Origin of the sequence: Streptomyces sp. NPDC042638 (assembly GCF_040647235.1) — a bacterium.
Lineage (GTDB): Bacteria > Actinomycetota > Actinomycetes > Streptomycetales > Streptomycetaceae > Streptomyces > Streptomyces rameus.
On the sequence record NZ_JBEZBT010000016.1, the window covers coordinates 1 to 25,399 of the forward strand.

At 72.1% G+C, this 25,399-nt stretch carries 29 protein-coding genes; 9 read left to right on the top strand and 20 right to left on the bottom strand.

Annotated elements, in window-relative coordinates:
* Window positions 1-60: 60 nt before the first annotated feature.
* From rocD to AB0B40_RS15565, 8 genes are all read right to left on the bottom strand, one after another.
* Complete coding sequence (gene rocD, locus AB0B40_RS15530; RefSeq protein ID WP_362264094.1) at window positions 61-1,278, bottom strand: ornithine--oxo-acid transaminase; 1,218 nt, start codon at window positions 1,276-1,278, stop codon at window positions 61-63.
* A complete protein-coding gene (ddaH, locus tag AB0B40_RS15535; RefSeq protein ID WP_345059776.1) occupies window positions 1,278-2,087 on the bottom strand; it encodes a dimethylargininase in 810 nt (269 codons plus the stop codon). Before ddaH ends, rocD begins: the two co-directional genes overlap by 1 nt.
* Before the next feature lie 151 nt (window positions 2,088-2,238).
* On the bottom strand, window positions 2,239-2,724 hold the full coding sequence (locus AB0B40_RS15540) for an Lrp/AsnC family transcriptional regulator (protein WP_345059778.1): 486 nt from the start codon (window positions 2,722-2,724) through the stop codon (window positions 2,239-2,241).
* A gap of 66 nt (window positions 2,725-2,790) precedes the next feature.
* Entirely contained in the window at window positions 2,791-2,958 is a 168-nt protein-coding gene (locus AB0B40_RS15545; RefSeq protein WP_362264095.1) for a hypothetical protein, read from the bottom strand.
* A gap of 113 nt (window positions 2,959-3,071) precedes the next feature.
* The gene (locus AB0B40_RS15550) at window positions 3,072-4,022 is read right to left on the bottom strand and encodes a cytochrome c oxidase assembly protein (RefSeq protein ID WP_362264096.1); all 951 of its coding nucleotides are present in this window, start codon (window positions 4,020-4,022) and stop codon (window positions 3,072-3,074) included.
* Between the two features lie 103 nt (window positions 4,023-4,125).
* Window positions 4,126-5,151, bottom strand: coding sequence for a 6-phosphofructokinase (locus tag AB0B40_RS15555; protein ID WP_345059784.1), 1,026 nt, complete (start codon window positions 5,149-5,151; stop codon window positions 4,126-4,128).
* Window positions 5,152-5,358: 207 nt separating this feature from the next.
* Window positions 5,359-6,087, bottom strand: a complete 729-nt coding sequence (locus AB0B40_RS15560) for a glutamine amidotransferase (protein ID WP_345059786.1) — start codon at window positions 6,085-6,087, stop codon at window positions 5,359-5,361.
* A gap of 21 nt (window positions 6,088-6,108) precedes the next feature.
* Complete coding sequence (locus AB0B40_RS15565) at window positions 6,109-7,347, bottom strand: MurT ligase domain-containing protein (protein ID WP_345059788.1); 1,239 nt, start codon at window positions 7,345-7,347, stop codon at window positions 6,109-6,111.
* A 153-nt stretch (window positions 7,348-7,500) separates the two neighbouring features.
* Between AB0B40_RS15565 and def the strand changes: the two genes are divergently transcribed.
* A complete protein-coding gene (def, locus tag AB0B40_RS15570) occupies window positions 7,501-8,067 on the top strand; it encodes a peptide deformylase (RefSeq protein ID WP_345059790.1) in 567 nt (188 codons plus the stop codon).
* 43 nt (window positions 8,068-8,110) lie between these two features.
* On the opposite strand, the gene AB0B40_RS15575 is transcribed toward def, so the two are convergent.
* Window positions 8,111-8,755: a TetR family transcriptional regulator gene (locus AB0B40_RS15575; RefSeq protein ID WP_345059792.1), complete on the bottom strand. Its 645-nt coding sequence runs from the start codon at window positions 8,753-8,755 to the stop codon at window positions 8,111-8,113.
* Window positions 8,756-8,922: 167 nt separating this feature from the next.
* Here AB0B40_RS15575 and AB0B40_RS15580 point away from each other — a divergent pair, with 167 nt between their 5' ends.
* Window positions 8,923-10,152 (top strand): acyl-CoA dehydrogenase family protein, encoded by a 1,230-nt coding sequence (locus tag AB0B40_RS15580; protein ID WP_345059794.1) that lies wholly within the window; start codon window positions 8,923-8,925, stop codon window positions 10,150-10,152.
* Window positions 10,153-10,206: 54 nt separating this feature from the next.
* Here AB0B40_RS15580 and AB0B40_RS15585 read toward each other — a convergent pair whose 3' ends face one another.
* The 3 genes from AB0B40_RS15585 to AB0B40_RS15595 are packed head-to-tail and all read right to left on the bottom strand — an operon-like array spanning window position 10,207 to window position 13,011.
* On the bottom strand, window positions 10,207-10,725 hold the full coding sequence (locus AB0B40_RS15585; protein WP_345059796.1) for a cupin domain-containing protein: 519 nt from the start codon (window positions 10,723-10,725) through the stop codon (window positions 10,207-10,209).
* Between the two features lie 7 nt (window positions 10,726-10,732).
* Window positions 10,733-11,950 (bottom strand): cytochrome P450, encoded by a 1,218-nt coding sequence (locus tag AB0B40_RS15590; RefSeq protein WP_362264097.1) that lies wholly within the window; start codon window positions 11,948-11,950, stop codon window positions 10,733-10,735.
* Window positions 11,947-13,011, bottom strand: coding sequence for a type III polyketide synthase (locus tag AB0B40_RS15595; RefSeq protein ID WP_345059800.1), 1,065 nt, complete (start codon window positions 13,009-13,011; stop codon window positions 11,947-11,949). The genes AB0B40_RS15590 and AB0B40_RS15595 overlap by 4 nt, the downstream gene beginning before the upstream one ends.
* Before the next feature lie 185 nt (window positions 13,012-13,196).
* Here AB0B40_RS15595 and AB0B40_RS15600 point away from each other — a divergent pair, with 185 nt between their 5' ends.
* A complete protein-coding gene (locus AB0B40_RS15600; RefSeq protein WP_362264098.1) occupies window positions 13,197-13,907 on the top strand; it encodes a transcriptional regulator in 711 nt (236 codons plus the stop codon).
* Here AB0B40_RS15600 and AB0B40_RS15605 read toward each other — a convergent pair.
* The 5 genes from AB0B40_RS15605 to AB0B40_RS15625 form a co-directional block, all read right to left on the bottom strand.
* Complete coding sequence (locus AB0B40_RS15605) at window positions 13,904-14,137, bottom strand: DUF6213 family protein (protein WP_184962473.1); 234 nt, start codon at window positions 14,135-14,137, stop codon at window positions 13,904-13,906. The genes AB0B40_RS15600 and AB0B40_RS15605 overlap by 4 nt on opposite strands.
* A 26-nt stretch (window positions 14,138-14,163) precedes the next feature.
* On the bottom strand, window positions 14,164-15,549 hold the full coding sequence (locus tag AB0B40_RS15610) for an NADP-dependent succinic semialdehyde dehydrogenase (protein ID WP_362264099.1): 1,386 nt from the start codon (window positions 15,547-15,549) through the stop codon (window positions 14,164-14,166).
* 76 nt (window positions 15,550-15,625) lie between these two features.
* Complete coding sequence (locus AB0B40_RS15615) at window positions 15,626-16,099, bottom strand: NUDIX domain-containing protein (RefSeq protein WP_362264100.1); 474 nt, start codon at window positions 16,097-16,099, stop codon at window positions 15,626-15,628.
* The gene (locus AB0B40_RS15620) at window positions 16,096-17,634 is read right to left on the bottom strand and encodes an ATP-dependent DNA ligase (protein WP_362264101.1); all 1,539 of its coding nucleotides are present in this window, start codon (window positions 17,632-17,634) and stop codon (window positions 16,096-16,098) included. The genes AB0B40_RS15615 and AB0B40_RS15620 overlap by 4 nt, the downstream gene beginning before the upstream one ends.
* A gap of 14 nt (window positions 17,635-17,648) precedes the next feature.
* Window positions 17,649-18,686: an NAD(P)/FAD-dependent oxidoreductase gene (locus tag AB0B40_RS15625; protein WP_362264102.1), complete on the bottom strand. Its 1,038-nt coding sequence runs from the start codon at window positions 18,684-18,686 to the stop codon at window positions 17,649-17,651.
* Window positions 18,687-18,750: 64 nt separating this feature from the next.
* Here AB0B40_RS15625 and AB0B40_RS15630 point away from each other — a divergent pair, with 64 nt between their 5' ends.
* The 6 genes from AB0B40_RS15630 (at window position 18,751) to AB0B40_RS15655 (ending at window position 23,065) form a co-directional block, all read left to right on the top strand.
* Window positions 18,751-19,326 carry an XRE family transcriptional regulator gene (locus AB0B40_RS15630; protein WP_345059815.1) on the top strand — a complete coding sequence of 192 codons (576 nt, stop codon included), beginning with the start codon at window positions 18,751-18,753 and terminating at the stop codon, window positions 19,324-19,326.
* A 106-nt stretch (window positions 19,327-19,432) separates the two neighbouring features.
* On the top strand, window positions 19,433-20,398 hold the full coding sequence (locus tag AB0B40_RS15635) for an NADPH:quinone oxidoreductase family protein (RefSeq protein ID WP_362264103.1): 966 nt from the start codon (window positions 19,433-19,435) through the stop codon (window positions 20,396-20,398).
* A complete protein-coding gene (locus AB0B40_RS15640) occupies window positions 20,395-21,576 on the top strand; it encodes an acyl-CoA dehydrogenase family protein (RefSeq protein WP_345059819.1) in 1,182 nt (393 codons plus the stop codon). Before AB0B40_RS15635 ends, AB0B40_RS15640 begins: the two co-directional genes overlap by 4 nt.
* Window positions 21,573-22,649, top strand: coding sequence for an acyl-CoA dehydrogenase family protein (locus AB0B40_RS15645; RefSeq protein WP_362264104.1), 1,077 nt, complete (start codon window positions 21,573-21,575; stop codon window positions 22,647-22,649). The genes AB0B40_RS15640 and AB0B40_RS15645 overlap by 4 nt, the downstream gene beginning before the upstream one ends.
* Window positions 22,646-22,768: a hypothetical protein gene (locus AB0B40_RS15650; protein ID WP_345059823.1), complete on the top strand. Its 123-nt coding sequence runs from the start codon at window positions 22,646-22,648 to the stop codon at window positions 22,766-22,768. Before AB0B40_RS15645 ends, AB0B40_RS15650 begins: the two co-directional genes overlap by 4 nt.
* A gap of 102 nt (window positions 22,769-22,870) precedes the next feature.
* Window positions 22,871-23,065 carry a hypothetical protein gene (locus AB0B40_RS15655; protein WP_345059825.1) on the top strand — a complete coding sequence of 65 codons (195 nt, stop codon included), beginning with the start codon at window positions 22,871-22,873 and terminating at the stop codon, window positions 23,063-23,065.
* Between the two features lie 67 nt (window positions 23,066-23,132).
* Here the strand turns inward: AB0B40_RS15655 and AB0B40_RS15660 are convergent, their stop codons facing one another.
* The 3 genes from AB0B40_RS15660 to AB0B40_RS15670 form a co-directional block, all read right to left on the bottom strand.
* Window positions 23,133-24,314, bottom strand: a complete 1,182-nt coding sequence (locus AB0B40_RS15660) for a phosphodiester glycosidase family protein (protein ID WP_362264105.1) — start codon at window positions 24,312-24,314, stop codon at window positions 23,133-23,135.
* A gap of 141 nt (window positions 24,315-24,455) precedes the next feature.
* Window positions 24,456-24,815: a DUF779 domain-containing protein gene (locus tag AB0B40_RS15665; RefSeq protein WP_345059829.1), complete on the bottom strand. Its 360-nt coding sequence runs from the start codon at window positions 24,813-24,815 to the stop codon at window positions 24,456-24,458.
* A gap of 90 nt (window positions 24,816-24,905) precedes the next feature.
* A complete protein-coding gene (locus AB0B40_RS15670) occupies window positions 24,906-25,253 on the bottom strand; it encodes a VOC family protein (RefSeq protein WP_345059831.1) in 348 nt (115 codons plus the stop codon).
* Window positions 25,254-25,399 lie beyond the last annotated feature (146 nt).

A 25,399-nucleotide genomic window follows, 5' to 3' on the forward strand; every position in this document is an offset into this window, starting at 1 on the left:
CGCAGCGTGAGCTGGGCGTCGAGGCGGCTCAGCTGGGCGCGGAGCACGGACGCGGCTCCCTCAGGCCAGCACCTTCTCCAGGGCCGCCAGCGCCGACCGCAGCTCCTCCGCCGTGACGGTCAGCGGCGGCGCCAGCCGGATCGTGGAGCCGTGGGTGTCCTTGACCAGGACCCCCTCGCGCATGAGGCGCTCGCTGATCTCGCGGCCGGTGCCGAGGGCCGGGTCGACGTCCACACCGGCCCACAGCCCGCGCGCGCGGAAACCGGTCACGCCCCTGCCGACCAGCTCGGTCAGCCCGTCCCGCAGGATCACCCCCAGCTCGGCCGCCCGGCGCTGGAACTCACCGGTCTCCAGCAGCTCGACCACGGCCGTGCCGACCGCCGCGGCGAGCGGGTTGCCGCCGAACGTCGAGCCGTGCTCGCCCGGATGCAGCACCCCCAGCACCTCGCGCCGGGCCACCACCGCCGACACCGGCACGATGCCGCCGCCCAGCGCCTTGCCGAGCAGCAGCACGTCCGGGACGACCTCCTCGTGCTCGACGGCGAGGGTACGGCCCGTGCGGCCGAGGCCCGACTGGATCTCGTCCGCGATGAACAGGCACCCCTTGCGGCGGGTCAGCTCGCGCACACCCGGCAGATAGCCGTCGTCGGGGATCAGCACCCCGGCCTCGCCCTGGATGGGCTCGATCAGCACCGCCGCCGTCGTGTCGTCGACCGCCGCCTCCAGCGCGGCCAGGTCGTTGTACGGCACGATCCGGAAACCGGGCGTGAAGGGGCCGAAACCGGCCCGGGCCGTCTCGTCCGTGGAGAAGCTGACGATGGTCGTCGTACGGCCGTGGAAGTTGTCCGCCGCGACCACGATGGTCGCCTGTCCGGCCGGGACGCCCTTCACGTCGTAGGCCCACTTGCGGGCCACCTTGATGCCGCTCTCCACCGCCTCGGCGCCGGTGTTCATCGGCAGCACCATGTCCAGGCCGGTCAGCTCCGTGAGCCGCTCGGCGAACTCCGCGAGCCGGTCGTTGTGGAAGGCGCGGGAGGTGAGCGTCAGCCGGTCGAGCTGACGGTGGGCGGCCTCGATCAGCGCCGGGTGCCGGTGGCCGAAGTTGAGGGCCGAGTAGCCGGCCAGCATGTCGAGGTAGCGGTTGCCCTCGACGTCCTCCACCCAGGTGCCCTCGGCCCGGGCCACCACCACGGGCAACGGGTGGTAGTTGTGCGCGAGAACCGGCTCCTCCGCGCGGATCAGGTCGCCGGACGTACGGGTGCGCGTGGGTGCGGTCATCAGCGGATCTCCTGGGTGCAGCACTTGATGCCGCCGCCGGCCTTGTGGAACTCGGACAGGTCGACGGGGACGGGGACGTAACCGTGGTCGGCGAGGCGTTCGGCCAGCGCCTCGGCCCTGGGCGCGATGAAGACGTTGCGGCCGTCGGAGACGGAGTTCAGGCCGAACGCCAGCGCGTCCTCGCGGGTGGCGAGGACCGCGTCCGGGTACAGGCGCCGGAGGACCTCCCGGCTGCCCGCCGAGAACGCCTGCGGGAAGTAGCAGATGTTGTCGTCGTCGAGGACGAACAGCGCCGTGTCCAGGTGGTAGAAGTACGGGTCCACCAGGGTCAGGCCGATCACCGGATGGCCGAGGAACTCCTGCGCCTCGCGGTGCGCCTCGCGGGTGGTGCGGAACCCGGTGCCGGCGAGCACGTAACGGCCCGTCCACACCAGGTCGCCCTCGCCCTCGGTCACCGACTCGGGGCGATGGACGTCGTAGCCCGCCGCCTTGAACCAGGTGTCGTAGTGCTCCGACTCCGGGCGCCGCTCCGGAGCGTGGAACAGGGAGCCGAAGACCCGGCCGCCGACGACGAACGCCGCGTTGGCGGCGAACACCATGTCCGGCAGGCCGGGGACCGGCTCGAGGGTGTCGACCGTGTGGCCGTGGGCCCGGTAGGCGCGGATCAGCGCCTGCCACTGGTCCTGGGCCAGGTCCACGTCGACGGGCCGGTCGGGATGCATCCACGGATTGATCGCGTACTGGACGGCGAAGTGTCTGGGTTCGCAGACGAGAAAGCGCCGGGAACGCGGCACACGACGTTCGGACACAGAGGGTTTCCTCCGGTTTCCTGTGTGTCACTGAGGGATGACACCACGGTAGGAAGGGAGACCGACGGGCGACAAGCGAGAAGAGCTGCGCGGATGCGCAGCATCCCTGCGTCTTTCCCAGGCCAGGCGCATGACTCCTGCGTGACCCGGGTCATTGCGGCGCCGCGTGGACGGCTCCCGCTTCCGGGCTTTCCGGGAGCAGGTGGGACAGCACCATCACGCTGATCGTCTTCCGGATGAACGGCTCGGCGCGGATCCGCTCCAGCACCTCCTCGAAGTGCTCCACGTCCCGGGCCCGCACGTGCAGCAGCGCGTCGGCACCCCCGGTCACCGTCATGGCCGCCGCGATCTCCGGATGGTTGCGGACGACCTCTGCCAGGCGCCGGGGCGGCGCCGCACCCTCGCAGTACACCTCGACGTACGCCTCGGTGCGCCAGCCGAGCGCCGCGGGCTTCACCGTCGCGGTGAACCCCGTGATCACCCCGGTCTCCCGCAGCCGGTCCACGCGCCGCTTGACCGCGGTGGCGGACAGCCCGATCGCCGCCCCGATCTCGGCGAAGCTGGTCCGGGCGTTCCCCATCAGCGCGGTGATGATCTGGCGGTCCAGCTCGTCGAACGAGGGCGTCCTGCTGTTCATGCGGGCACTGTAAGCCAGCCCCGTCCGCGCGCCGGGGACGCCCGGGTGACGACGTCCGCGCCGGGCTCACGCCTGGGTGACGACCAGCCCGAGTGTCAGCAGCCCCAGCACCACCCAGCCGAACCACAGCCAGCCGTTGCTGCCGAGCGCGACCGTGTAGGCGGTCACGACGACCAGGCCGCCGACCGTGAGAGCCCCCATCGCCTTCATGGAACCGTTCGTGGAACCGGGCATCGCGACACCCTCCTCATGGTCCGTCCAGGACCATGGTGCCCCGGATCCGGCCCGGACGGGACAGTGCTGCGGGCCGGAGCCGATACGGCTTCCGGCCCGCGGGACGGGGCGGCTCAGCCCTCGCGCGTGTTCAGCGAGGCCAGATAGGCGTTGTAGGCCGCCAGCTCCTTGTCACCGTCCCGGTCGGCGGCCCGGTCCTTGCGCCTGGCCTGCCGCTGCTCGGAACCGTGCCACTGGAAGAGCAGCGCGATCAGCACCAGCACGGAGGGGATCTCGCTGAACGCCCAGGCGATGCCGCCGGCCGCGTTCTGGTCCGACAGCGCGTCGATGCCGAGCGAGGCGGCCGGGTTCTCGAACGTCTTCACCATGGGCGTCGACGCCATCATCAGCGCGATCCCGAAGAACGCGTGGAACGGCATGCCCGCGAACAGCTCCAGCATCCGCATCAGATAACCCGGCCGGTGCGGTCCCGGGTCGACCCCGATGATCGGCCAGAAGAACACCACACCGACGGCCAGGAAGTGCACCATCATCGCGATGTGCCCGGCCCTGGAGCCCATCAGGAAGTCGAACAGCGGCGTGAAGTACAGGGCGTACAGGCTCGCGATGAACAGCGGGATGGTGAACGCCGGGTGGGTGACGATCCGCATGTACCGGCTGTGCAGCAGCATCAGCAGCAGTTCACGGGGACCCCGGCGGCCCTTGCCCGCCGTCGGCAGCGCGCGCAGCGCCAGCGTGACCGGGGCGCCGAGCAGGATCAGGATCGGCGACAGCATGCTGATCACCATGTGCTGCACCATGTGCACACTGAACATGACCATGCCGTAGTCGTTCAGTTTCGTGCACATCACCAGCGCGATGGTGAGCACGCCGACGACGTACACCACGGTACGGCTCACCGGCCAGGTGTCACCGCGGCGCCGCAGCCGTACGACACCCCAGCCGTACAGGGCGAGCCCGGCGAGGCAGGCCACGAGGAAGAACGGATCCGCCGACCACTGGAGACCCCGCCCCAGCGTGAACGGCGGCAGATCCATCATCATGCCGTGCCCGCTGTGATCCATCCGACGGCTCCTGTTTCGTGGGGGTTGTGCGAGTTGTCCGCCCCCAAGAGTAGAACCGCCCCCGGTCACAGCCGTGACCGGGGGCGGGTTGTTCCCGGGTGAACTACAGAACGCACTCCGCCTCGTCGTACCGCTCCACGGGCACCGTCTTCAGCGTCTCCACCGCCTCCGCCAGCGACACCATCACGATGTCCGTCCCGCGCAGGGCCGTCATCATGCCGAACTCACCCCGGTGCACGGCCTCCACCGCGTGCCACCCGAAGCGGGTCGCCAGCACCCGGTCGTACGCCGTCGGCGTGCCGCCCCGCTGCACATGCCCGAGGATCACCGGCCGGGCCTCCTTGCCGAGCCGCTGCTCCAGCTCGATGGACAGCTGCCGGGCGATGCCCGCGAAGCGCTCGTGGCCGTAGACGTCCTTGCCGCCCTCGTCGAACTCCATGGAGCCGGGGCGCGGCTTGGCCCCCTCCGCGGCGACCACGATCGCGAACCGCTTGCCCGCCTCGAACCGCTCGCCGACCTTCCTCGCCAACTCCTCGATGTCGAAGGGCCGCTCGGGCACGACGACGGCGTGGGCGCCGGCCGCCATGCCGGAGTGCAGCGCGATCCAGCCGGTGTGCCGGCCCATGACCTCCACGATCAGCACGCGCTGGTGCGACTCGGCGGTGGTCTTCAGCCGGTCCAGGGCCTCGGTCGCCACGGTCACGGCGGTGTCGAAGCCGAAGGTGACGTCCGTGACGGCGATGTCGTTGTCGATCGTCTTGGGCACGCCCACGATGGGCAGCCCGTTGTCCGACAGCAGCCGGGCCGCCTTCAGCGTGCCCTCACCGCCGATCGGGATGATCGCGTCGAGGCCCAGCTCCGCGACATGGCCCCTGGCCCGCTCCACGCCGTCCCGCAGATGCTCCGGGCGGACCCGTGAGGAGCCGAGGATGGTGCCGCCGCGGGCCAGGATGCCGCCCACGGCGTCGAGGTCGAGCTTCAGATAGTCGCACTCCAGCAGGCCCTTCCAGCCGTCCCGGAACCCGATGACCTCGTCGCCGTGGTCGGCGACGGCACGGTGCACGACGGACCGGATGACGGCGTTCAGGCCGGGGCAGTCGCCACCGGACGTGAGGACACCAATGCGCATAGCCCGAAATACCTTCTCAACGTGGGCCGGGTAGACCGGACCACGCTGTCCGGCGGATTCCCGGCCACCCTACCGGCGTCAGGGGGTGGCTCCGTAGCGGGCGTCCGCCTGCTGGACGCGTCCGCACATGTGAGCGGACGGTCCGTCAGGCGGGCCCGCCGGAATCCAGCCGAAGCGCCGGTTACGCAGGCTGCTGCGCAACTGTGCTCACGCAGGCTGCTGCGCAGCCGCGATGCGCTCGTTGCGGAGTGCCTCGTACCAGCGGTCGTCGATCGGCGGCAGCGCGTTGACGTCGAGCGCCAGCTTCAGCAGCAGGTCGGCGATCAGCGGGTTGCGGGCGAGGACGGGCCCGTGCATGTACGTACCGAAGACGGTGCCGTTGTACGCGCCCTCCGTGCCGTCCCCGGTGCCGTTGCCCTTGCCGATCTGCGTCCGGGCGAACGGGCGGGCGGTGGGGCCGAGGTGGGTGACGCCCTGGTGGTTCTCGAAACCGGTCAGCTGCGGCAGGCCGAGCTGCGGGTCGATGTCACCGAGGACGTCACCGACGCACCGCTCGCCCTCGCCGCGCACCGAGACCACGTCCAGCAGGCCGAGACCCGGCTCGCGCTGGCCCAGGTCGTTGATGAACTCGTGGCCGAGGATCTGGTAACCGGCGCAGACGGAGAAGACGATCGCGCCGTTCTCCACCGCCCGCTGCAGATGCCCGTCACGGCGCAGCCGCTCGGCCGCGAGCCGCTGCGGACGGTCCTCGCCGCCGCCGATCAGGTAGATGTCGCCGGACGTCGGGATCGGCTGGTCGCTGCGCACGTCGAGCCGGGCCACGTCCAGGCCCCGCTGCCGGGCCCGCCGCTCCACGACGAGGGCGTTGCCCTGGTCGCCGTAGGTGCTCAGCAGGTCCGGGTAGATCCACACCAGCCGCAGTTGGTTGTCGCTCATGAGGTGATCGCCCTTCGAAGATCAGTTGCCGACGCGGCGGCGCAGGTCCTGGAACGCGGTGTAGTTCGCGATGACCTCGATCCGGCCCGGCGGGCACATCTGCACGGCCTGGTCGAGGTTCTCGCAGACCTGGAAGTGCTGGTTCGCGACCTCCAGACGGACGGCCAGGTCCAGCTTGCGGTCACCGATGACGAAGATCGGGTGGCCGGTGAGCCGCGTGTAGTCGACGTCCCACAGCCAGGAGGTGTCGGTGCCGTCGGCTCCGCGCGCGTTCACGGACAGCACGACCGGGGTGGGCGGCGGGTCGATCAGGGAGAACGTCTCCAGCCAGCCGGCCGGGTTCTTGGCCAGCAGCAGCCTGAGGTCGCGGTTCTGGAACTGGACGACGTCGTACCGCCCGGCCACCGCCTGCACCTGGTACATCCGCTCCAGGGCGACCTGCGGCGGCACCCCGAAGACGGCGGCGACGGCCGCCGAGCTGGCCGCGTTCGCCTTGTTGGCGCGGCCGGGCAGCTGGAGGTGGATGGGCCAGGCCGACCCGTGCGGGTCGAGCACGTGGTCGCCGGACAGCGCCCAGGTCGGCGTGGGCCGGCGGAAGCCGCACTCACCGCAGAACCAGTCGTCGCCGGGGCGCTGCATGACGCCGCCGCACGACGGGCAGGACCAGGCGTCGTCCTTCCACATCTGGCCGGCCGCGACCCAGATCACATTCGGGGAGGAGGAAGCGGCCCAGACCACCAGCGGGTCGTCGCAGTTGGCGACGATGACGGCCTTGGTGCCGGCCAGACCCTCGCGCCAGTTCTCGGCGAGCATCCGGGTCTCGGCGGCGCGGTCCAGCTGGTCGCGGGAGAGGTTCAGCAGGGCGATGCACTTGGGGTCGGTGTCCCGGGCCACTCCGGCCAGGTACTTCTCGTCGACCTCGATGACGCCGAACTTCGCCTCCGAGCTGCCCGCGAGCGCCGACGTGATGCCGGCCGGCATGTTGGCGCCGAGCGCGTTGGACACGACCGGACCCGCGGCGCGCAGCGCCTCCGCGATGAGCCGGGTGGTCGTGGTCTTGCCGTTGGTCGCGGAGACCAGCGTGACGTCCAGGTTCTGGGCGAGCCGCCCGAGCAGGTCGGGGTCGAGCCTCAGTGCGACCCGGCCACCGATCACCGACCCGCTGCCGCGTCCCGCGGCGCGCGATGCCGCAGCGACCGCCTTGCCCGCGGTCACGGCCAGCTTGGCCCGCGGCGAGAGCGGGTCCGAGTTGCCTGCCATCAGTTCTCGATCCTCCTTGCGTACGCGCCGCGCCTGGGGGCCATCCGGCAGCGTGGTGTGAACCTCAGCCTATCGAGATCCATTCGCACACCCGAATCCCGGCCCACGCCTTGAGCGGTGGGCATGGCCTGAACGAACCGTACCCTTGCCGCCATGCGACACGGTTCCATTCCGGGCGCCCGCGGGCGCGTTCGGCCTCTCACCCTGCTCGGCGACGCGGTACTGCGCGAGCCGTGCCGGGACGTCACCGACTTCGGCCCCGACCTGGCGGCCCTCGTGGAGGACTTGTTCGCCACGATGTACGCGGCACAGGGGGTGGGCCTGGCCGCGAACCAGATCGGGGTCGGTTTGCGGGTGTTCGTCTACGACTGTCCCGACGACGACGAGGTGCGCCACCTCGGGCACGTGGTGAACCCGCGACTGGTGGCGGCGGACGGCGTGGTGGTCCGGGGTCCGGAGGGCTGCCTGTCCCTGCCGGGCCTGGAGGCGGGCACCGAGCGCTACGACCATGCGGTCGTCGAGGGCCGCACGGTGACGGGGGAGCCGGTCACCGTGCACGGCACGGGGTTCTTCGCCAGATGCCTGCAGCACGAGTGCGACCACCTGGAGGGCCGGGTGTACGCGGACCGTGTGACGGGCCTGCGCGGGCGCAGACTGCTCCGGCAGGTCGAGCGGGCGCCGTGGCACCGGGCGAGTGGTCCGGCCCCGGAACGCGGCTGACCGTGCGGCCGGCCGGCACCCGCCCGCGGCGCGAACGCGGCCGTCAGAACCCCGGACCGCCGACCCGGTCGCCCGCGGCCGCCAGCCGGCCCCACAGCAGATCGGCGAGAGACCGCACCAACTCGGCGCGGGAGCAGGGGCGTTCGCCGAGCCACCAGTCGCCGGCGGCGTGCATCATCCCGACGATCCCGTGCCCCCACACCCGGGCGAGCCGCTGACTGCCCGGGCCGAGGTCCACCCGCTCCTCGATGACCTGGGCCAGCTCCTCGCCCATCCGGCGCAGCAGCGGGGCGCTGTGCTTGCCGACGTCGAAGCCCTGGTCGCCGCCCTGGCTCCCCTCCGCCGGGTGCATGAGGAACCGGTACACCTGGGGCCGGGCCTCGATCGCGGCGAGATAGGTGTCCAGGGTGGACTCGACCCGCTCCCGCCGGCCGGCCGGAGCGTCCAGCGCGGCCCGCAGCGAGGCCAGCAGGGCATCGGTGTGCCGTGTGGCCAAGGCCGCGTAAAGGCCGCCCTTGTCGCCGAAGTGCCGGTACAGGATCGGCTTCGTGATGCCCGCCTCCGCCGCGATCGCGTTCATCGACGCCTGCGGGCCGTCGCGCAGCACCACCCGGTCGGCGGCCTCCAGCAGCTCGCGCCGTCGGCGGTCGGCGGACCGCTGCTGATCGGTCCGCTGTGTGGTGTCCATGTGCTCTCCCCACCCGTGCTGATTCGGTGACGCCTGCGCAAAGTAACACTGACCGGGCCCCGGACATCGAACGGGATGCCGAGGCGTCATCAGCGGTTGACTTTTCCTACCGGTGAGTAACACACTTCCGTTACCGCTAGTAACACCGTACCGCCGCTGGAGGGGACATGGCCGAGTTCACCATGGAGCTGAACGACGAACAGAAGGAAGTCCGGGACTGGCTCCATGGCTTCGCCCAAGACGTGATCCGCCCCGCGGCGGCCGAGTGGGACGAACGCGAGGAGACCCCCTGGCCGGTCATCCAGGAAGCCGCGAAGGTCGGCATCTACTCCCTGGACTTCTACGCGCAGCAGTACTTCGACCCCACCGGCCTCGGCATCCCGATGGCCATGGAGGAGCTGTTCTGGGGTGACGCGGGCATCGCCCTGTCCATCGTGGGCACCGGTCTCGCGGCCGTGGGCGTCCTCGCCAACGGGACCGAGGAGCAGATCGGCACCTGGATCCCGCAGATGTACGGCGACCAGCACGACGTCAAGGTCGCCGCGTTCTGCTCCTCCGAGCCCGACGCCGGCTCCGACGTCGCCTCCATGCGCACGCGTGCCGTGTACGACGAGGCCAAGGACGAGTGGGTGATCAACGGCACGAAGACCTGGGCGACCAACGGCGGCATAGCCAATGTCCACGTCGTCGTCGCCGTCGTCGACCCGGAGCTGGGCTCCAAGGGCCACGCCTCCTTCATCGTGCCGGCGGGTACGCCCGGTCTGGCCCAGGGCCAGAAGTTCAAGAAGCACGGCATCCGCGCCTCGCACACCGCCGAGGTCGTCCTCGACGACGTCCGGGTGCCCGGCTCCTGCCTGCTCGGCGGCAAGGAGAAGCTGGACGAGCGCCTCGCCCGGGCCAGGGAGAGGGCGAAGGCGTCCGGCGGAGAGAGGGTGAAGAACGCCGCGATGGCCACCTTCGAGGCGAGCCGGCCCGCCGTCGGAGCCATGGCGGTCGGCACCGCCCGGGCCGCCTACGAGGTCGCCCTCGACTACGCCATGACCCGCGAGCAGTTCGGGCGGCCCATCATCGACAACCAGGGTGTGGCCTTCCAGCTCGCGGACATGCGCACCCAGATCGACGCCGCCCGGCTCCTCGTCTGGCGTGCGTCGTGGATGGCGGTCAACGGCAAGCCGTTCACCGCGGCCGAGGGGTCGATGTCGAAGCTCTTCGCGAGTGAGACCGCGAAGAAGGTGACCGCGCAGGCGATCCAGATCCTGGGCGGCAACGGCTACACGCGGGAGTACCCGGTCGAGCGGATGCACCGGGACAGCGCGATCTACACGATCTTCGAGGGCACGAGCGAGATCCAGCGGCTGGTCATCGCACGCACGCTGGCCGGCATGCCGATCCGGTAGCACCGTGGGGGCGCGGGTGCGGGACACGGCCCCGCGCCCCCGCGGCCGGGACACTCACCGGTGTCTCAGCGGCGTGAGTTGCTCGATGTCGTACTTGGCCCGCAGCGCCTCGATCGCCTCCTGGTCCGGCGGGCCCCCGGAGCCCAGGATCGCCAGCAGCTCCTCGAAGTACAGCTCGTGGTCCGGCGGCGGACTCGCCTGGAAGAACATCTTCGCCGGGGTGTCCGTGGGGTTCGAGAAGGCGTGGGGGCAGCCCGGTGGTACGACGATGACCGTGCCCGGTGTCGCCCGGACCACCCGGCTGCCCGAACTCGACTCCCACCGCTGCCAGTTGTCAGGCGTGCGGATGCGCGGCTCGAAGGCGAGCACGTCCAGCTCGCCGTCGAGGACGTAGAACAGCTCCTCGCTGCGCGTGTGCACATGGGCGCCCACGTCGAAGCCCGGCGGGACCTCCACCTCGAAGGTCGAGGCCATCCGCGAGTGGGTGCCGGTGACCTTGAACGTCACCCGCTGGGCCGGCGTCTCGACCACACGGCCGTGGCCCGGCGGCACATAAAGTCCCTCGGTCGTCATCGCCCGCTCACCACGTCACCGGAAGGGCCTCGGGGCCCCGGATCAAGGCGCCCTTCCTGAAGAAGACCTGATCCGGAGGTACGGCGAGTCGCATACCCGGCACCCGGTCCAGCAGGGCGTCCGCGAGGAGTTCCTCCTCCAGCCGGGCCAGTATGCCGCCGGGGCAGTAGTGCGGACCGAAGCCGAACGCCACGTGCGGGTTCGGGCTGCGGGAGACGTCGATGGTGTCCGGGTCGGGGAAGACGTCCGGGTCCCGGTTGGCGGCCAGGTAGGAGATGTAGACCGCGTCGCCCGCGCGGATGCGGACCCCGCCGATCTCGACGTCCTCCAGGGCGATGCGGGACAGCCCGACCGCGTTGCGGTGCGGGATGTAGCGCAGGAGTTCGTCGATCGCCCGGGGCCGGATCTCCGGCTCCGCGCGCAGCCGCTCCGCCAGACCGGGGCGGGTCAGCAGCAGGTAGAACAGCTGCCCGCTGTTGGCGGTGACCGCCTCGCCGCCGATCTGGAGGAGCACGGCCAGGCCGACGGCCTGCTCCTTCGTGAGCTCGCCCCGGCCCAGCGCCGCCCCGAGCAGCGAGGTGACGTCCTCACCGGTGCTGTTCTCGCGCAGCCCGATGAGGTCGGAGAAGTAGGCGGCCATCTCCCGCTTCGCCCGCTCGCTGACCTCCTTGCCGTGCGCGGAGGACAGGATCAGCTGGGTCCACAGGTGCATGCTGTGCCGGTCACCGGACGGGACGCCCATCACCTCGCAGATCACCGCGATCGGGAACGGGGTGAGCACCGCACTGGTGAGATCCGCGGGCGGGCCGCCCCGCAGCAGGTCGTCGACCAGCTCGTCCAGCATGGCGCGCGCCTTCTGCCGGACCCGCTCGACCCCTTTCGCGGTGAACGCGGGGGCCACCGAGCGGCGTAGCCGGGTGTGGTCGGGCGGATCGAGGAAACCGACCGCGCCCCGGTCCGGGATGAAGTGCGGGGCCAGCCGGGTGACCTGCTTCTCCATGACCGCCTCACGGCTGAAGCGGGGGTCGTTGGCCACCCTGCGCACGTCGTCGTACCGGGTGACCAGCCAGGCCCAGCCCTCGCCGTTGGGCAGCTGGATGCGGGTCACCGGGCCCTCGGCCATCAGCTCGGCCAGCACCGGGTCGAACTGCGACCCGGGCAGGTCGAGCGCCGGCCAGTGCCGCACCGGGGGCCGCACCTCGGTGAGCGTCGACTCGCCGGTCATCCAGCGGCTCCGTCCCCGTTGACCCAGCGTCCCACCGTCATCTCGGCGGTGATGCCGGGGCCGAACCCGGCGAGCAGCCCGCGCGCCCGTTCCTCGGCACCGCCCTCGTCGAACAGCCGGCGCAGCGCGTCCAGGACGACGGCGCTGGCGATGTTGCCGTACTCGGTCAGCGTGGCCCGGCTGAACCGGAACGCGTGCGGGTCCACCTGCAGGAACTTGCTGAGGTCGTCGAGTATTCGGGGACCGCCCGCGTGGATGATGTAGAAGTCCAGGTCGGAGGCGTCCCAGCCGTGCGTGCCCGCCAGGTCCTTCAGCGCCGGGGCGAGCGGCTCCATGGTCGCGGGCACCCGCTTGTCCAGCAGGAAGTGGAAGCCGGTCGCCCGCACGTCGTACGCGATCCAGTCCTCGGTCTTCGGGATGAGGTACGAGCCGTTGCGCTCCAGGCGGACGCCCCTGCCGCCCTGCCCGCGCACCACGGCGGCGGCGATGCCGTCGCCGAAGAGACCGTTGGAGAGCAGCGAGCCGACGCCGAGGTCGGTGGGCTGGTAGCACAGCGAGCAGAACTCGCAGGCCACGATCAGGGCGTTGGCGTTCGGGTAGGCCGAGCAGAAGTCGTGCGCCCGGTTGATCGCCGCACCGCCGGCCGCGCAGCCCAGCTGCGCGATGGGGAGCTGGCGGGTGGTGCTGTCGAAGTCCATCTCGTTGATCAGCCAGGCCGTGAGCGAGGGCATCATGAAGCCCGTGCACGACACGTAGATGATCACGTCGATGTCGCTGGTGAGCAGCTCCGCGTCGTCCAGCGCGCACTGGATCACCGCGGGTACCCGGGCCTTGGCCTCGGCCTCGTAGAGCTTGTTGCGCTCCTGGAAGCCCGGGTGCTTGAGGGTTTCCTCGATGGGCTGGACGATGTGTCTCGTCCTGACGCCGGTGTTCTCGATCAGCCTGAGCGCGAGTGGCAGCTGGGGGTGGTCCGCGTGGTGGGAGCGCGCAAGCTCCAGCGTCTCCTCCATGGTGATCACGTACTCCGGGACCGACACCGTGGGCCTGCACAAAGTCGCCATGAACCGTCCCTGCTTTCCGTGTTCCGGAAGACCTCCGCCCACCGGTCAGAAGGTGGGTCCACCTCTGTGGGTGCTCCACCTACCGTCACCCGGGAGGGCGATGATCTCGCGTTGGGTTACTCCGAACCGGGGACCCCGTGCCAGGCTCGGATGCGGATTTCCGCCGCCGGACGAGGGAAAACGCCATGACCGCTGTTAGGGCCGAAGACCTGCTGGGGAACGCCGTCCGGGCACTCGCCCCGGACCCCGCGGCCAACCCCCTGGTACCGCTGATCGAGCGCGGGGAGGCGCCTGCGGAGACCCTGGCCGCGCTGGCCCTGGAGCAGCGGTGGGTGATCCCGGCCGACCGCACGGCCTTCCAGCACCTGGCCGCCCGCGCCGATCCCGCGTCCGCCGCCTTTTTCGCCGCCCTGGCGGCAGGCGAGGAGCTGGCGCAGGGCCGTCTGAGCGCGTTCGCCCAGGCGTGCGGTGTCCACGGGGAGCGGTCCGGGACGTACGTCCCCCGGCCGGGCTGCCAGGCCTACCCGGCGTACGTGGCCTGGCTCTCCCTCAACGCGTCCCCGCCGGACGCCGTCGTGGCCCTCACGGCCAACTTCTCGGCGTGGGGCGGCTATTGCGCCCGCATCGCCACCGGTCTGCGCACGCACTACGGCTTCGGCGACGACTCCTGCGCCTTCTTCGACCTCTTCGCGGAGCCGGCACCGGAGCTGGACGCCCTGGCGACGGCGGCGGTGCAAGGGGCCCTGGACGCCGGTGCGCTGGACATGGACCTGGCCCGCACGTACGGAAGCCTGCTCCAGACCTACGAGGCGATGTTCTGGGACGCGCTGCGCTGCACGGTCGAGGGCACCAGCCGCAGCGGACCGGCGATCCGTGCGGGGGCACAGAACACCTAGGGCGCCCCGCTGCTGTGCGCGATGCACGCCACGTCGATGCGGTCCGCCAGCTTCGCCAGCTCGATGGTCAGGGCGGCGACCGTGTCCTCGTCCAGCCCCTGCTCCCCGGCCTCGACAAGATGCAGCCACCGCGCGCCCACGGTCCGCAACAACTTACTCACGTCGGCCGCCGCCACCTGCAAGGCACCGCGGTCGTCGACGATCAGAGGCAGAGTCACTTCGCGGTTCACAAAACGGGATGGTAGCCGCGCGGCGCTCACGCACCCTGCCAAACCGTGGTGATGTTGCAGAACTCCCGGATTCCGTGCCCGGACAGCTCACGCCCGTATCCCGACCGCTTCACCCCGCCGAACGGGAACGCCGGATGCGAGGCGGTCATGCCGTTGACGTACACCGCACCGGCCTCCAGATCCCGGGCGAAGCGCTCCACCTCGTTCTCGTCCCGCGTCCACACGTTCGAACTCAGCCCGAAGGGCGAGTCGTTGGCGATCAGCACCGCTTCGTCCAGGTCGTCCGCCCGGTACAGCGTGGCGACCGGACCGAACGCCTCCTCGCGGTGGATGCGCATCTCCCGGGTGATGCCGGCGAGGACGGTCGGCGGGTAGTACCAGCCGGGACCGTCCGGCCGCCGGCCGCCGCACAGCACCTGGGCCCCGCCGCGCCTGGCGTCGTCGACCAGCTCCTCCAGGTCCTGCCTGCCCTGCTCGCTGGCGAGCGGCCCGACCTGGGTGTCCTCGGCCAGCGGGTCGCCGACCTTCAGGGCCTCCATGCCCGCGACGAACTTCTCGGCGAAGGCGTCGTACACGTCCGTGTGCACGATGAACCGCTTGGCGGCGATGCAGGACTGGCCGTTGTTCTGCACGCGAGCGGTCACCGCGACCTCGGCCGCGCGGTCCAGGTCGGCGGAGGGCATGACCACGTAGGGGTCGCTGCCGCCCAGCTCCAGGACCGTCTTCTTGATCATCTCCCCGGCGGTGGCGGCGACCGCCCGGCCCGCGGGCTCGCTGCCGGTCAGGGTGGCGGCCTTCACGCGTTCGTCGCGCAGGATGTCGTCCACCGCGCCGGAGCCGATCAGCAGCGTCTGGAAGCAGCCCTCCGGGAAGCCCGCCCGGTGGAAGAGATCCTCCAGGTAGAGGGCGGTCTGGGGGACGTTGGACGCGTGCTTGAGCAGGCCGACGTTGCCGGCCATCAGGGCGGGCGCGGCGAACCGGATCACCTGCCAGAGGGGGAAGTTCCAGGGCATCACCGCGAGGACCGGGCCGAGGGGGCGGTAGCGCACCCGCACCCGGGAGGCGCCGGAGTCCCGTACGTCCGACTCGGCGGGTTCCTCGTCGGCCAGCAGCCGCTCGGCGTTCTCGGCGTACCAGCGCATCGCCTTGGCGCACTTGGCGGCCTCCGCGCGGGCCTGCTCGACCGGCTTGCCCATCTCGGTGGTCATGACCCGGCCGATCTCCCCCTGGTCCTCCTCCAGCAGGTCTGCGGCCCTGTTCAGCAGCTGGGCGCGGTCGGCGAGCGAGGTCGTCCGGTACGTGCGGAACGTGGCCTCGGCGAGCTGGAGCCGGCGTTCCAGCTCCTCCTCATCCATGGGCTCGTACGTCTTGAGCGTCTCGCCGTTCGCCGGGTTCACCGTCGCGATGGGCATGGCTGACCTCCCTGGGAGCGGGCTTGTCTCGACCTTCGCGCGCGAGCGTGCCCGTCGCAACGCGAAAGGTCCCTGTTCAGCCCGAGTGCTCCGCCAGCCGGTCGAGAAACGCGGCCTGCGCCGTGATGATCACCGCACGGGCCCGGTCCAGACCGAACCACGCCACCCGGTCCAGCTCCGGGAACTCCTGCGTCCGGCCGGACCGCGGCGGCCACTCCATGGTGAAGGTGCCCGGGTCGATCGACTCCGGATCGAGGTCCGCCCGCACCGCCCAGGCCGTGACGATCTTGCCGTTGGTCTGCGTGACCTCGCCGAGCGGTACGGCCTCCCCGTCGGGCGGCGCCAGCCCCAGCTCCTCCCGGAACTCCCGCCGGGCCGCCTCCCAGGCCGGCTCGCCGTCCTCGTACTCGCCCTTCGGGAGGGTCCAGGCCCCCGCGTCCTTCTTCGCGAAGAACGGGCCGCCCATATGGCCGAGCAATACCTCCAGCCCCTCATCGGTGTGCCGGAACAACAACAGTCCCGCGCTGCGCCTCGTCGTCCGCGCCGTCACGGCCTGACCTCCGGATGGGCTGCCAGCAGAGCCTCCACGGTATCGGCCTCCTCGGGCCGCTTGTCCTCGCGGTAGCGGACCACGCGGGCGAAGCGGAGGGTGACGCCGGCCGGGTAGCGCGAGGAGCGCTGGAGTCCGTCGTAGGCGATCTCGACGACGAGTCCGGGGCGCACCCGGACGCCCCAGCCGTGGTCCTCGGCCGCCAGCTCCCGCAGCCTCTCGGTCTGCCAGGCGAGCATCGCGTCCGTCATGCCCTTGAAGGTCTTGCCGAGCATGGCGAAGGTGCCGTCCGGGTTGCGGGCGCCGAGGTGGAGGTTGGACAGCTTGCCGGCGCGCCGGCCGTGGCCCCACTCGGCGGCCAGCACCACCAGGTCGAGGGTGTGGACGGGCTTCACCTTCAGCCAGGAGGCGCCCCGCCGCCCGGCGCTGTAGGCCGCGTCCAGCGCCTTGACCACCACGCCCTCGTGGCCGCGGGCCAGGGTGTCGGCGAGGAACCGTTCCGCCTCCGGGACGTCCTCCGGCCCCGAGGCCACCGTGCGCCGCACCCGCATCGGCTCGGGCACCAGCCGGGCCAGCTCCGCGTGCCGCTCGGCGAACGGCAGGTCGAGCAGGTCACGGCCGTCGACCGAGAGGGCGTCGAAGAAGACGGGGGAGACCGGGGTGCCCTCGGCGGCCTTCGCCACGTCCGTGCGCGAGCCGACCCGGCCCGCCGTCTCCTGGAAGGACCGGGGCCGGCCGTCCGCGTCGAAGGAGATCACCTCGCCGTCCAGGATGAACCGCTCGCCCGGCAACTCCAGCGCGGCCGCGGTCACTTCGGGCAGCCGGTCGGTGATGTCGTCCAGGGTGCGGGTGTGCACCCGGACCGTGTCGCCCTCCCGGTGCACCTGGACCCGGATGCCGTCCAGCTTCTCCTCCACCACGCAGGCGCCCAGCTTCTCCACCGCCTCGGCGACCGAGGACGCGCTGTGCGCCAGCATCGGCAGCACCGGCCGGCCCACGGTGAGCCGGAACCGCTCCAGCGCCGCGGGCCCCTCGCCGAGCAGGGCCTGAGCCACCGTCTGGAGCGACCCGGCGAGCATCACGGCCCGCCGCACGTCCGCCGGGTCCGCACCGGTCGCCCGGGCGAGGCCCTCCACCGCGACCGCGTCCAGGGCGCCCTGGCGCACCTCCCCGGTGAGCAGGCCGAGCAGGAAGCGCTGCTCGTCCTCGGTGGCCGCGCCCATCAGCTCGCCGACGATCCGGGTGCGCTCCGCCTGGGAGCCGGGCCCGGACACCTTGCCCAGCTCGGTGAGCCGGGCGTCGACCTCCCGGACCGTGAGAGCGGGCTCGGCGGCGGGCGGCACCCGGCGGCCGAGCACCTTCCAGCCGACCCCGAGCCGGCCCTGCGGCAGCCGGCCGGCCAGGTAGGGGATGACGATCGGGACGTCCTCCGCCTCGGCCTCCCGGAACAGGTCCGCGAGCAGCGCGGTCTTGCGGGACCGGGCCGCCGTCGCGGCGACCTCCCGGGACACCTCGGCCAACCGGGTCAGCAGCATGCAGTCATGGTGCCTCAGCGCTCCGCCGGGTGCGCGGGATCCTCCCCGGGTGCCATGCGGCCCGCGGGTACGCCGGGCTGGTCGCGCGGTTCCCCGCGCCCCCCGGGGGCGCTCTCGTCCAGGTCCGCCATGACAAGCTCTCCGTTGATCGCCGCGGCGGCCCGGTGGCCCCGGGCGGCCGCGTCGACCACCTGTTCCGCGAAGCCGGTCACGTTGCCCGCCGCCCACAGGCCCGGCACGGTCGTCAGGCCCCGCTCGTCGATCACCGGGTAGGCGCCGAACGGCGTCTCGCGCAGCTCGGCGCCCAGTCGCACGAGCAGGTCGTTGTTCGGCAGGGCGCGCGGCGCGACGTACAGCACCTCGCGGTCGTGGACCGTGCCGCCCTCGGCGGAGGCACCCCCGGCGAGCCGGAGGCCGGTGAGCCGGTCGTCGGTGACGACGAGCCCGGCGACCCGGCCGGGCACGATCCCGACCCCGGCGGCGGCCAGCCGGCGCAGGTCCTGACCGGTCAGCTCCGACTCGCTCACCTCGTGCAGGAAGAGGCGTACGTCCTTCGACCACTGGGTGACCATGAGCGCCTGGTGCACGCTGAGCGCGGAGGTGGCGAGGACGCCGGTCGGCAGGTCGCGCATCTCCCAGCCGTGGCAGTACGGGCAGTGGACCACGTCCCGGCCGAACCGCTCGGCGAGCCCCGGGACCGGCGGCAGCTCGTCCCGCAGACCGGTGGCGATCACCAGCTGCCGGGCCCGTACGGTCCGGCCGCCGGCGAGGACGACGGTGAAGTCCGCGCCCCGGGTGGCGTCCACCACCCGGTCCCGGAGGAGTTCCACCCCGTACCGGGCGATCTCCTCGCGACCCGCGGCAAGGAACTCGGCCGGGGACATGCCGTCCCGGGACAGGTAGCCCTGCATGTGCGCGGACCGCGCGTTGCGCGGCTCGCCCGCGTCGACGACCAGGGTGCGGCGCCGGGCCCGGCCCAGCACCAGCGCGGCGGACAGGCCGGCGGCTCCGCCGCCGACGACGACTGCTTCGTACCTGTTGTTGTCGGTCATGACCCGACGGTCGCTCGCGGGTCGCGGTATTGACAAACTCGTTTGCCGTTCCTGCAATGGGGACGTGAGCACAGACGACGTACTGAACGAAGTCGGTCCCAGGCTGCGCCGCATCCGCAAGGAGCGGGAGGTGACCCTGGCCGCGCTGTCCGAGGCCACCGGTATCTCCGTGAGCACGCTCTCCCGGCTGGAGTCCGGCCTGCGCAGGCCCAGCCTCGAACTGCTGCTGCCGATCGCCCAGGCCCACCAGGTGCCGCTGGACGAGCTGGTCGGAGCGCCCCCGGTGGGGGATCCGCGGGTGCGGTCCGAGCCGATCGTGCGCGGCGGGCGCACCCACTGGCCGCTGACCCGTCAGCCCGGCGGCCTCCAGGCGTACAAGGTCCTCGAACCGCAGCGCCGGCAGGACCCCGATCCGCGTACCCACGAGGGCTACGAGTGGCTCTACGTCCTCGCGGGCCGGCTGCGCCTGGTCCTCGGCGAGCACGACGTGGTGCTGTCGGCGGGGGAGGCCGCCGAGTTCGACACGCGGGTGCCGCACTGGTTCGGGTCGACGGGGGAGGGGCCGGTGGAGTTCCTCAGCCTGTTCGGGCCGCAGGGGGAGCGGATGCACGTACGGGCACGGCCGACGGCCCGCAAGTGACCCACGCGACGCGCACCGATGCGGCGCCGACTGTTCCCTGATCGGCAAGCGACCGCTTAGTATGCGGTCGGACCCGGTCAGACGAAGCAGTCCCGTGGAGGCCCGCATGCAGGCATGGCAAGTGCACGAGAACGGCGAGCCGAGCGAGGTGATGCGCCTGGCCGAGGTGGAGCGTCCCGCCCCCGGTGACGGCCAGGTGCTGCTGCGGGTGCGCGCCGCCAACGTCAACTTCCCGGACGCCCTGCTGTGCCGGGGGCAGTACCAGGTGCGCCCGCCGCTGCCCTTCACACCCGGCGTGGAGATCTGCGGCGAGACCGGGGACGGCCGCCGGGTGATCGCCAACCCCGCACTGCCGTACGGCGGTTTCGCCGACTACGTCCTCGCCGACGCCCGCGCGCTGCTCCCCGCTCCCGACTCGCTGGACGACGCCGAGGCCGCCGCACTGCACATCGGCTACCAGACCGGCTGGTTCGGCCTGCACCGCCGCGCCCGCCTGGAGGCGGGGGAGACCCTGCTCGTGCACGCCGCCGCGGGCGGCGTGGGCAGCGCCGCCGTACAGCTCGGCAAGGCCGCCGGCGCCACCGTGATCGGTGTCGTGGGCGGTGCGGACAAGGCCGCCGTCGCCCGGCGGCTGGGCTGTGACGTGGTCGTCGACCGGCGTGCCGAGGACGTCGTCGCCGCCGTGAAGGAGGCCACCGGCGGCCGGGGCGCGGACGTGATCTACGACCCGGTCGGCGGCGAGGCCTACACGCAGTCGGCCAAACTGGCCGCCTTCGAGGGACGGATCGTGGTCGTCGGCTTCGCCGGCGGCACCGTTCCGAGCCCCGCCCTCAACCACGCCCTGGTGAAGAACTACTCGATCCTCGGCCTGCACTGGGGCCTGTACAACACCAAGAACCCGAAGCTGGTCCAGCACTGCCACGAGCAGCTCACCGAGCTGGCCGCCCGGGGAGCCATCAAGCCGCTGATCAGCGAGCGGGTCCCGCTGAGCGAGGCCGCGCGGGCCGTGCAGCGGGTCGCGGACGGCCGGTCCACCGGCCGGATCGTCGTGGTGGGGAAGGAGTCGGCATGACCGATGCAGCGGAACTGACCGGCCGCGTCAGGGAGTTGCTGGCCGCACACCCGCCGGCGAGCACCGGCCGCCTGGACTTCCTGCGCGCCCGCTTCGACGCCGGCCTCGCCTGGGTGCACTACCCGCAGGGCCTCGGCGGACTGGACGCCCCGCGCTCCCTCCAGGGTGTCGTGGACGCCGAACTGGAGGCCGCCGGCGCCCCCGGCAACGACCCCCGGCGCATCGGCATCGGCCTCGGCATGGCCGCGCCGACGATCCTCACCTACGGCACCGAGGAACAGAAGCGGCGCTTCCTGCGGCCCCTGTGGACCGGTGAGGAGGTCTGGTGCCAGCTCTTCAGCGAGCCCGGCGCCGGCTCCGACCTGGCCGCGCTCGGCACCCGGGCCGTCCGCGAGGGTACGGACTGGGTCGTGAACGGGCAGAAGGTGTGGACCTCCAGCGCCCACCTCGCCCGCTGGGCCATCCTCATCGCCCGCACCGACCCCGGCGTGCCCAAGCACCAGGGCATCACCTACTTCGTCTGCGACATGACCGATCCGGGCGTCGAGGTCCGGCCGCTGCGCCAGATCACCGGCGAGGCCGAGTTCAACGAGGTCTTCCTCACCGACGTCCGCATCCCCGACAGCCACCGCCTCGGCGAGGTCGGCGACGGCTGGCGGGTCGCCCAGACCACCCTCATGAACGAGCGCGTCTCCATCGGCGGCATGGCGCTGCCCCGCGAGGGCGGCATGATCGGCCCGGTCGCGAAGACCTGGCGCGAACGCCCCGAACTGCGCACCCACGAACTGCACCAGCGGCTGCTGAAGCTGTGGGTCGAGGCGGAGGTGGCCCGGTTCACCGGCGAGCGGCTGCGCCAGCAGCTCGTCGCCGGACAGCCCGGCCCCGAGGGCTCCGGCATGAAGCTCGCCTTCGCCCGCCTCAACCAGGAGATCAGCGGCCTGGAGGTGGAACTCCGCGGCGAGGAGGGCCTTTCGTACGACGACTGGACCATGCGCCGCCCCGAACTCGTCGACTTCACCGGCCGCGACGCGGGTTACCGCTACCTGCGGTCCAAGGGCAACAGCATCGAGGGCGGTACCAGCGAGGTGCTGCTGAACATCGTCGCCGAGCGCGTACTGGGCCTGCCCGCCGAGCCGCGCACCGACAAGGACGTCGCCTGGAAGGACCTCGCCCGATGACCGATCTCCTGTACTCCGAGGAGGAAGAGGCGCTGCGGGCCGCCGTCCGTGACCTGCTCATGGACCACTGCGCCCCGGCCGACGTCATCGTCCGCACCGAGTCGGACGCGCCGCACGACGTGCCGCTGTGGAAGTCGCTCGCCGGCGGCATGGGCCTGGCCGGTCTGCTGGTGCCCGAGGACCTGGGCGGCCAGGGCGCCACGCACCGGGAGGCCGCCGTCGTCCTGGAGGAGCTGGGCCGCGCGGTGGCGCCCGTGCCCTACCTGTCGAGCGCCGTCGTCGCCACCGAGGCCCTGCTGGAGTGCGCGGCGGACGACCTGCTCGCCGAACTGGCGTCGGCGACGGTGATCGGTGTCCTCGCCGTCGGACTGCACACCGCCCCCGGGGCCGGCTGTGCGGCCGTACGCGTCGAGAACGGCGCGCTGTACGGCGAGCTGACCGGCGTCGCCGACGCGGCCGTCGCCGACGTGCTGCTGGTGCCCGCCGACGACGGCGGTCTGTACGCCGTAGCGGCCTCCGCGGCGACGGTCACCCCGCAGGTGTCCCTGGACCTGACCCGGCCGCTGGCCCGCGTCACCCTCGACGGAGTGCGCGGCGCCCGCCGGCTGGGCGACGCCGGTCCCGCCGTACGCCGCGCCCTGCGTGCCGCCGCGGGTCTGCTCGCCTCCGAGCAGCTCGGCGTGGCCGACTGGGCGCTGACCGAGACGGTCCGGTACCTGAAGGAACGCAAGCAGTTCAACCGGCCCGTCGGCGGCTTCCAGGCGCTCAAGCACCGGCTCGCCCAGCTGTGGCTGGAGGTCGTCCACCTCCGTGCCGCCGCCCGTGCCGCCGCCGACGCGCTGGCCTCCGGCCAGGACACCGACATCTCGGTCGCCGTCGCCCAGGCCTATGCGGCTCCCGTCGCCGTCCACGTCACCGAGGAGGCGCTGCAGCTGCACGGCGGTCTCGGCATGACCTGGGAGCACCCGGTCCACCTGTATCTGAAGCGGGCCAAGGCCGACTCGATCGCCTACGGCACGGCGGGCGCGCACCGCTCGGCGCTGGCCGAACTGGCCGATCTCCAGGGACCGTGATCACCAGCGGCACTGACGACGGACGCCGGTGCGGCCTCCGCGCGGGCGGGGTCGACCACCTCGACACCGACGACCGCGCCGGCCTGGAGACCTTCCTCGACGGCCGTCCCTCCGCGTAAGACCACACGATCGGAGGACATGTCAGCCGCCCGGACGAAGCCTCCGCTACGCCACACTTGCGGCCGAACGCCGCACATGGGGCGTGGCGGAGGAGGTTCCCGATGGCGATTTCCATCTCTGTGGTGCTGTTGCTTCTGATCCTGGCCGTGATCTTCATTCGCAACTGCTCGCTGAAGATCTCCCATGCCCTGGTCTGTCTGTTGCTCGGCTTCTACCTGGCCAGCACGAGCATGGCGCCCACCATCCACAGCGGGCTCAGCGAGACCGCCGACCTGGTGAGCGGTCTGCGGCCCTGACCCGCGGGGCGGCCGCCCGGCGTCCGTCCGGCGTCCGTCCGGCGTCGTTCCGGCGCGGATCCGGCGCTCACCCGGCCGAGAAGACGCCGATGCCGTTGGGCACGGGACGCTCGGCGCCGCCGCTGGGGTGGTTGCGCACGCTCACGCCGGTGGCGTCCGTGTCGCGGGTGACCATCTCCGACGAGCCGCCGCCGTCGAGGTTGAAGGCGTCGGAGGCGCCCAGCGACCGCATGGTGTCCGCCTCCTCCGCGACGGTCAGGCCGGTGCGGTAGGCCGGAGCGCCGTCCAGCGCCAGGAGCAGCAGCTTGCGGCCGTCGTCCTTGGCGCCCACGACCGTGCGCACGGCCGAGGTCACGTCGTCCAGGCCGGACAGCGGGGTGCCGCCGCGCAGCACCGGGAAGCCGCCGATCGCGAAGGTGTACGGCACCCCGGACGAGGCCGCCACCAGCGAGTGCGTGACGTCCACCGGGTCGCCGACCGACAGCTCGCGCAGCTGCCGCGCGCCGTCCTCGCGGCCCAGGAGGACCGTGGTGTCGGCGGGGATCGTGCCGCTGCCCGGTGCGTCGGAGGCGGAGACCACCCGGCCGCCGCGCACCTTCACCTCGTAGGTGTCGTCGCTGCACGGCGCCGACCGCTGGGTGTCGGTGCCGCAGACGGCACGCACCCGCGAGGCGCTGCCCCAGCGCGCCGTGAAGGCGCCGACCGAGTTCACCGGCAGGGCGTACTGGTTGAGGCCCTTGAGGGGCAGCCGCCCCTCCGGCGTGCCCACCGCGCCGGAGAGGGAGAGGCGGTCCAGGCGGGCCCGCCGGTCGGTGCCGACGCCGAACACGTCCAGGGTGTTCGTGCCCGGGGGCAGCGCGGGTCCGAACCGCTGGCCCTTCGGCACCGCCGCCTTCAGCGCCTGCCCGGCCGCCACGGCCGGTCCGACGGCCGCGCCGGTGGCCTCCACGCCCGGGTGCTGCGTCTCGGTGATGTCGAAGAAGTCACCGTTCACCCCCGCGAGCGCCCCGGCCGCGTCCGCCAGCCGGGAGACCGTCGCCCGGGCCGCCACCACGCCCGGGTGGAGGAGGTCGACGCGGACGTGCGGGTCGGCCAGGTCCACCGTGAGCAGGTGGGCCCGGGCCGTCCCGGCCGCCGTGTCGATGTCGAACTGCCGGTAGGTGACGCCCGGCGCGATCCGCTTGCCCGCCGGTGCGGCGCCGCGCGCGGCGGCCGGTGCCGCACCGGCCAGGGCCGCACCGGACAGCACACCGAACGCCGTGACAACCGTGAGTACCGCTCTGCCCGTCGTCGAACGTCTGCCGCGTCTGGTCACTGTGTCCCCTGACGTCTCGTCAACCGTCCCTGTCGTCAGGGGCAGTGCAGCAGACTCAGGGGTCCGGAACGCCGACTAGGCGTCGACGACGCGAGAACGGGTGAGAAAACGCACCCCGTCGGGTGCCTCCAGAGAGAAGCCGCTGCCCCGTCCCGGCACGACGTCGACGATCAGCCGGGTGTGGCTCCACGCCCGGTACTGGCTCCGCGACATCCAGAACGTGACGGGCTCCGGCACGCCCTCCACCGCCAGCTCCGCCAGCAGCACGTCCGAGCCGCCGGTGCGGAACTCGCCGTCGGGGTAGCACATGGGGGCGCTGCCGTCGCAGCAGCCGCCGGACTGGTGGAACATCAGCGGGCCGTGTTCGGTGCGCAGGCGGCGCACCAGATCCGCGGCCCGTGGGGTGAGTTCGACGCGCGGGATCTCCTGGTCCATGTCACCCTCCTGGACGGCCGGGGGCTTCGGTCCGCCCCAGTCTCACCGTTGGTCGGGAGCGCGTCCAGAAGGCGTGTTTCACAGCGTCGTTCAGCGGTGGCCGAGCACGTTGACGACCCGGCCGTCCGGGTCGCGGACGAAGAACCGCCGTACGCCCCACTCCTCGTCGGTCAGCGGGTGCACGATCTCGGCGCCGCGCGCCCGCATCGCCGCGTACGCCGCGTCGACGTCCTCGACCTCGATGCTCAGGTCCGGGGCCACCGGGGCGGTCGGATCCTCGCCCATGAGGCTCAGTTGGACGGCCGGGTTCCCGGGGGCGGCGAGCGTCCTGATCCAGCCGTGGTCCATGACCTCCTCCAGGCCCAGCACGCCGTAGAACTCCGCGTTCTCGGGCACGGCTGTCGACCGGATGTTGGGCACGACACGGCGTACGGGCATGAGACGGCTCCGCTGGTAGTCGGCTGTGACGAGCGAGGAGCCAGGGTAGCCCGGTGTACGCCGTACGCGAGAGTGCGGCAGCGCGTCCTCGCCGAGGCCACCACCAGCCCGGCCGACAGAAGGGGCCGGCGAGGGGGGGGCACCGG

Excerpts from the sequence above, each read along its gene's own strand:
- AB0B40_RS15665 (WP_345059829.1), bottom strand. The coding sequence starts at position 24,815 with ATGGACCAGGAGATCCCGCGCGTCGAACTCACCCCACGGGCCGCGGAT.
- AB0B40_RS15545 (WP_362264095.1), bottom strand. The coding sequence starts at position 2,958 with ATGCCCGGTTCCACGAACGGTTCCATGAAGGCGATGGGGGCTCTCACG.
- AB0B40_RS15555 (WP_345059784.1), bottom strand. The coding sequence starts at position 5,151 with ATGCGCATTGGTGTCCTCACGTCCGGTGGCGACTGCCCCGGCCTGAAC.
- AB0B40_RS15575 (WP_345059792.1), bottom strand. The coding sequence starts at position 8,755 with ATGGACACCACACAGCGGACCGATCAGCAGCGGTCCGCCGACCGCCGA.
- AB0B40_RS15625 (WP_362264102.1), bottom strand. The coding sequence starts at position 18,686 with ATGACCGACAACAACAGGTACGAAGCAGTCGTCGTCGGCGGCGGAGCC.
- AB0B40_RS15610 (WP_362264099.1), bottom strand. The coding sequence starts at position 15,549 with ATGCCCATCGCGACGGTGAACCCGGCGAACGGCGAGACGCTCAAGACG.
- rocD (WP_362264094.1), bottom strand. The coding sequence starts at position 1,278 with ATGACCGCACCCACGCGCACCCGTACGTCCGGCGACCTGATCCGCGCG.
- AB0B40_RS15590 (WP_362264097.1), bottom strand. The coding sequence starts at position 11,950 with ATGACCGGCGAGTCGACGCTCACCGAGGTGCGGCCCCCGGTGCGGCAC.
- AB0B40_RS15540 (WP_345059778.1), bottom strand. The coding sequence starts at position 2,724 with ATGAACAGCAGGACGCCCTCGTTCGACGAGCTGGACCGCCAGATCATC.
- AB0B40_RS15585 (WP_345059796.1), bottom strand. The coding sequence starts at position 10,725 with ATGACGACCGAGGGACTTTATGTGCCGCCGGGCCACGGCCGTGTGGTC.
- AB0B40_RS15595 (WP_345059800.1), bottom strand. The coding sequence starts at position 13,011 with ATGGCGACTTTGTGCAGGCCCACGGTGTCGGTCCCGGAGTACGTGATC.
- AB0B40_RS15620 (WP_362264101.1), bottom strand. The coding sequence starts at position 17,634 with ATGCTGCTGACCCGGTTGGCCGAGGTGTCCCGGGAGGTCGCCGCGACG.
- AB0B40_RS15600 (WP_362264098.1), top strand. The coding sequence starts at position 13,197 with ATGACCGCTGTTAGGGCCGAAGACCTGCTGGGGAACGCCGTCCGGGCA.
- AB0B40_RS15580 (WP_345059794.1), top strand. The coding sequence starts at position 8,923 with ATGGCCGAGTTCACCATGGAGCTGAACGACGAACAGAAGGAAGTCCGG.
- AB0B40_RS15655 (WP_345059825.1), top strand. The coding sequence starts at position 22,871 with ATGGCGATTTCCATCTCTGTGGTGCTGTTGCTTCTGATCCTGGCCGTG.
- def (WP_345059790.1), top strand. The coding sequence starts at position 7,501 with ATGCGACACGGTTCCATTCCGGGCGCCCGCGGGCGCGTTCGGCCTCTC.
- AB0B40_RS15565 (WP_345059788.1), bottom strand. The coding sequence starts at position 7,347 with ATGGCAGGCAACTCGGACCCGCTCTCGCCGCGGGCCAAGCTGGCCGTG.
- AB0B40_RS15645 (WP_362264104.1), top strand. The coding sequence starts at position 21,573 with ATGACCGATCTCCTGTACTCCGAGGAGGAAGAGGCGCTGCGGGCCGCC.
- AB0B40_RS15670 (WP_345059831.1), bottom strand. The coding sequence starts at position 25,253 with ATGCCCGTACGCCGTGTCGTGCCCAACATCCGGTCGACAGCCGTGCCC.
- AB0B40_RS15635 (WP_362264103.1), top strand. The coding sequence starts at position 19,433 with ATGCAGGCATGGCAAGTGCACGAGAACGGCGAGCCGAGCGAGGTGATG.
- AB0B40_RS15640 (WP_345059819.1), top strand. The coding sequence starts at position 20,395 with ATGACCGATGCAGCGGAACTGACCGGCCGCGTCAGGGAGTTGCTGGCC.
- AB0B40_RS15560 (WP_345059786.1), bottom strand. The coding sequence starts at position 6,087 with ATGAGCGACAACCAACTGCGGCTGGTGTGGATCTACCCGGACCTGCTG.
- AB0B40_RS15550 (WP_362264096.1), bottom strand. The coding sequence starts at position 4,022 with ATGGATCACAGCGGGCACGGCATGATGATGGATCTGCCGCCGTTCACG.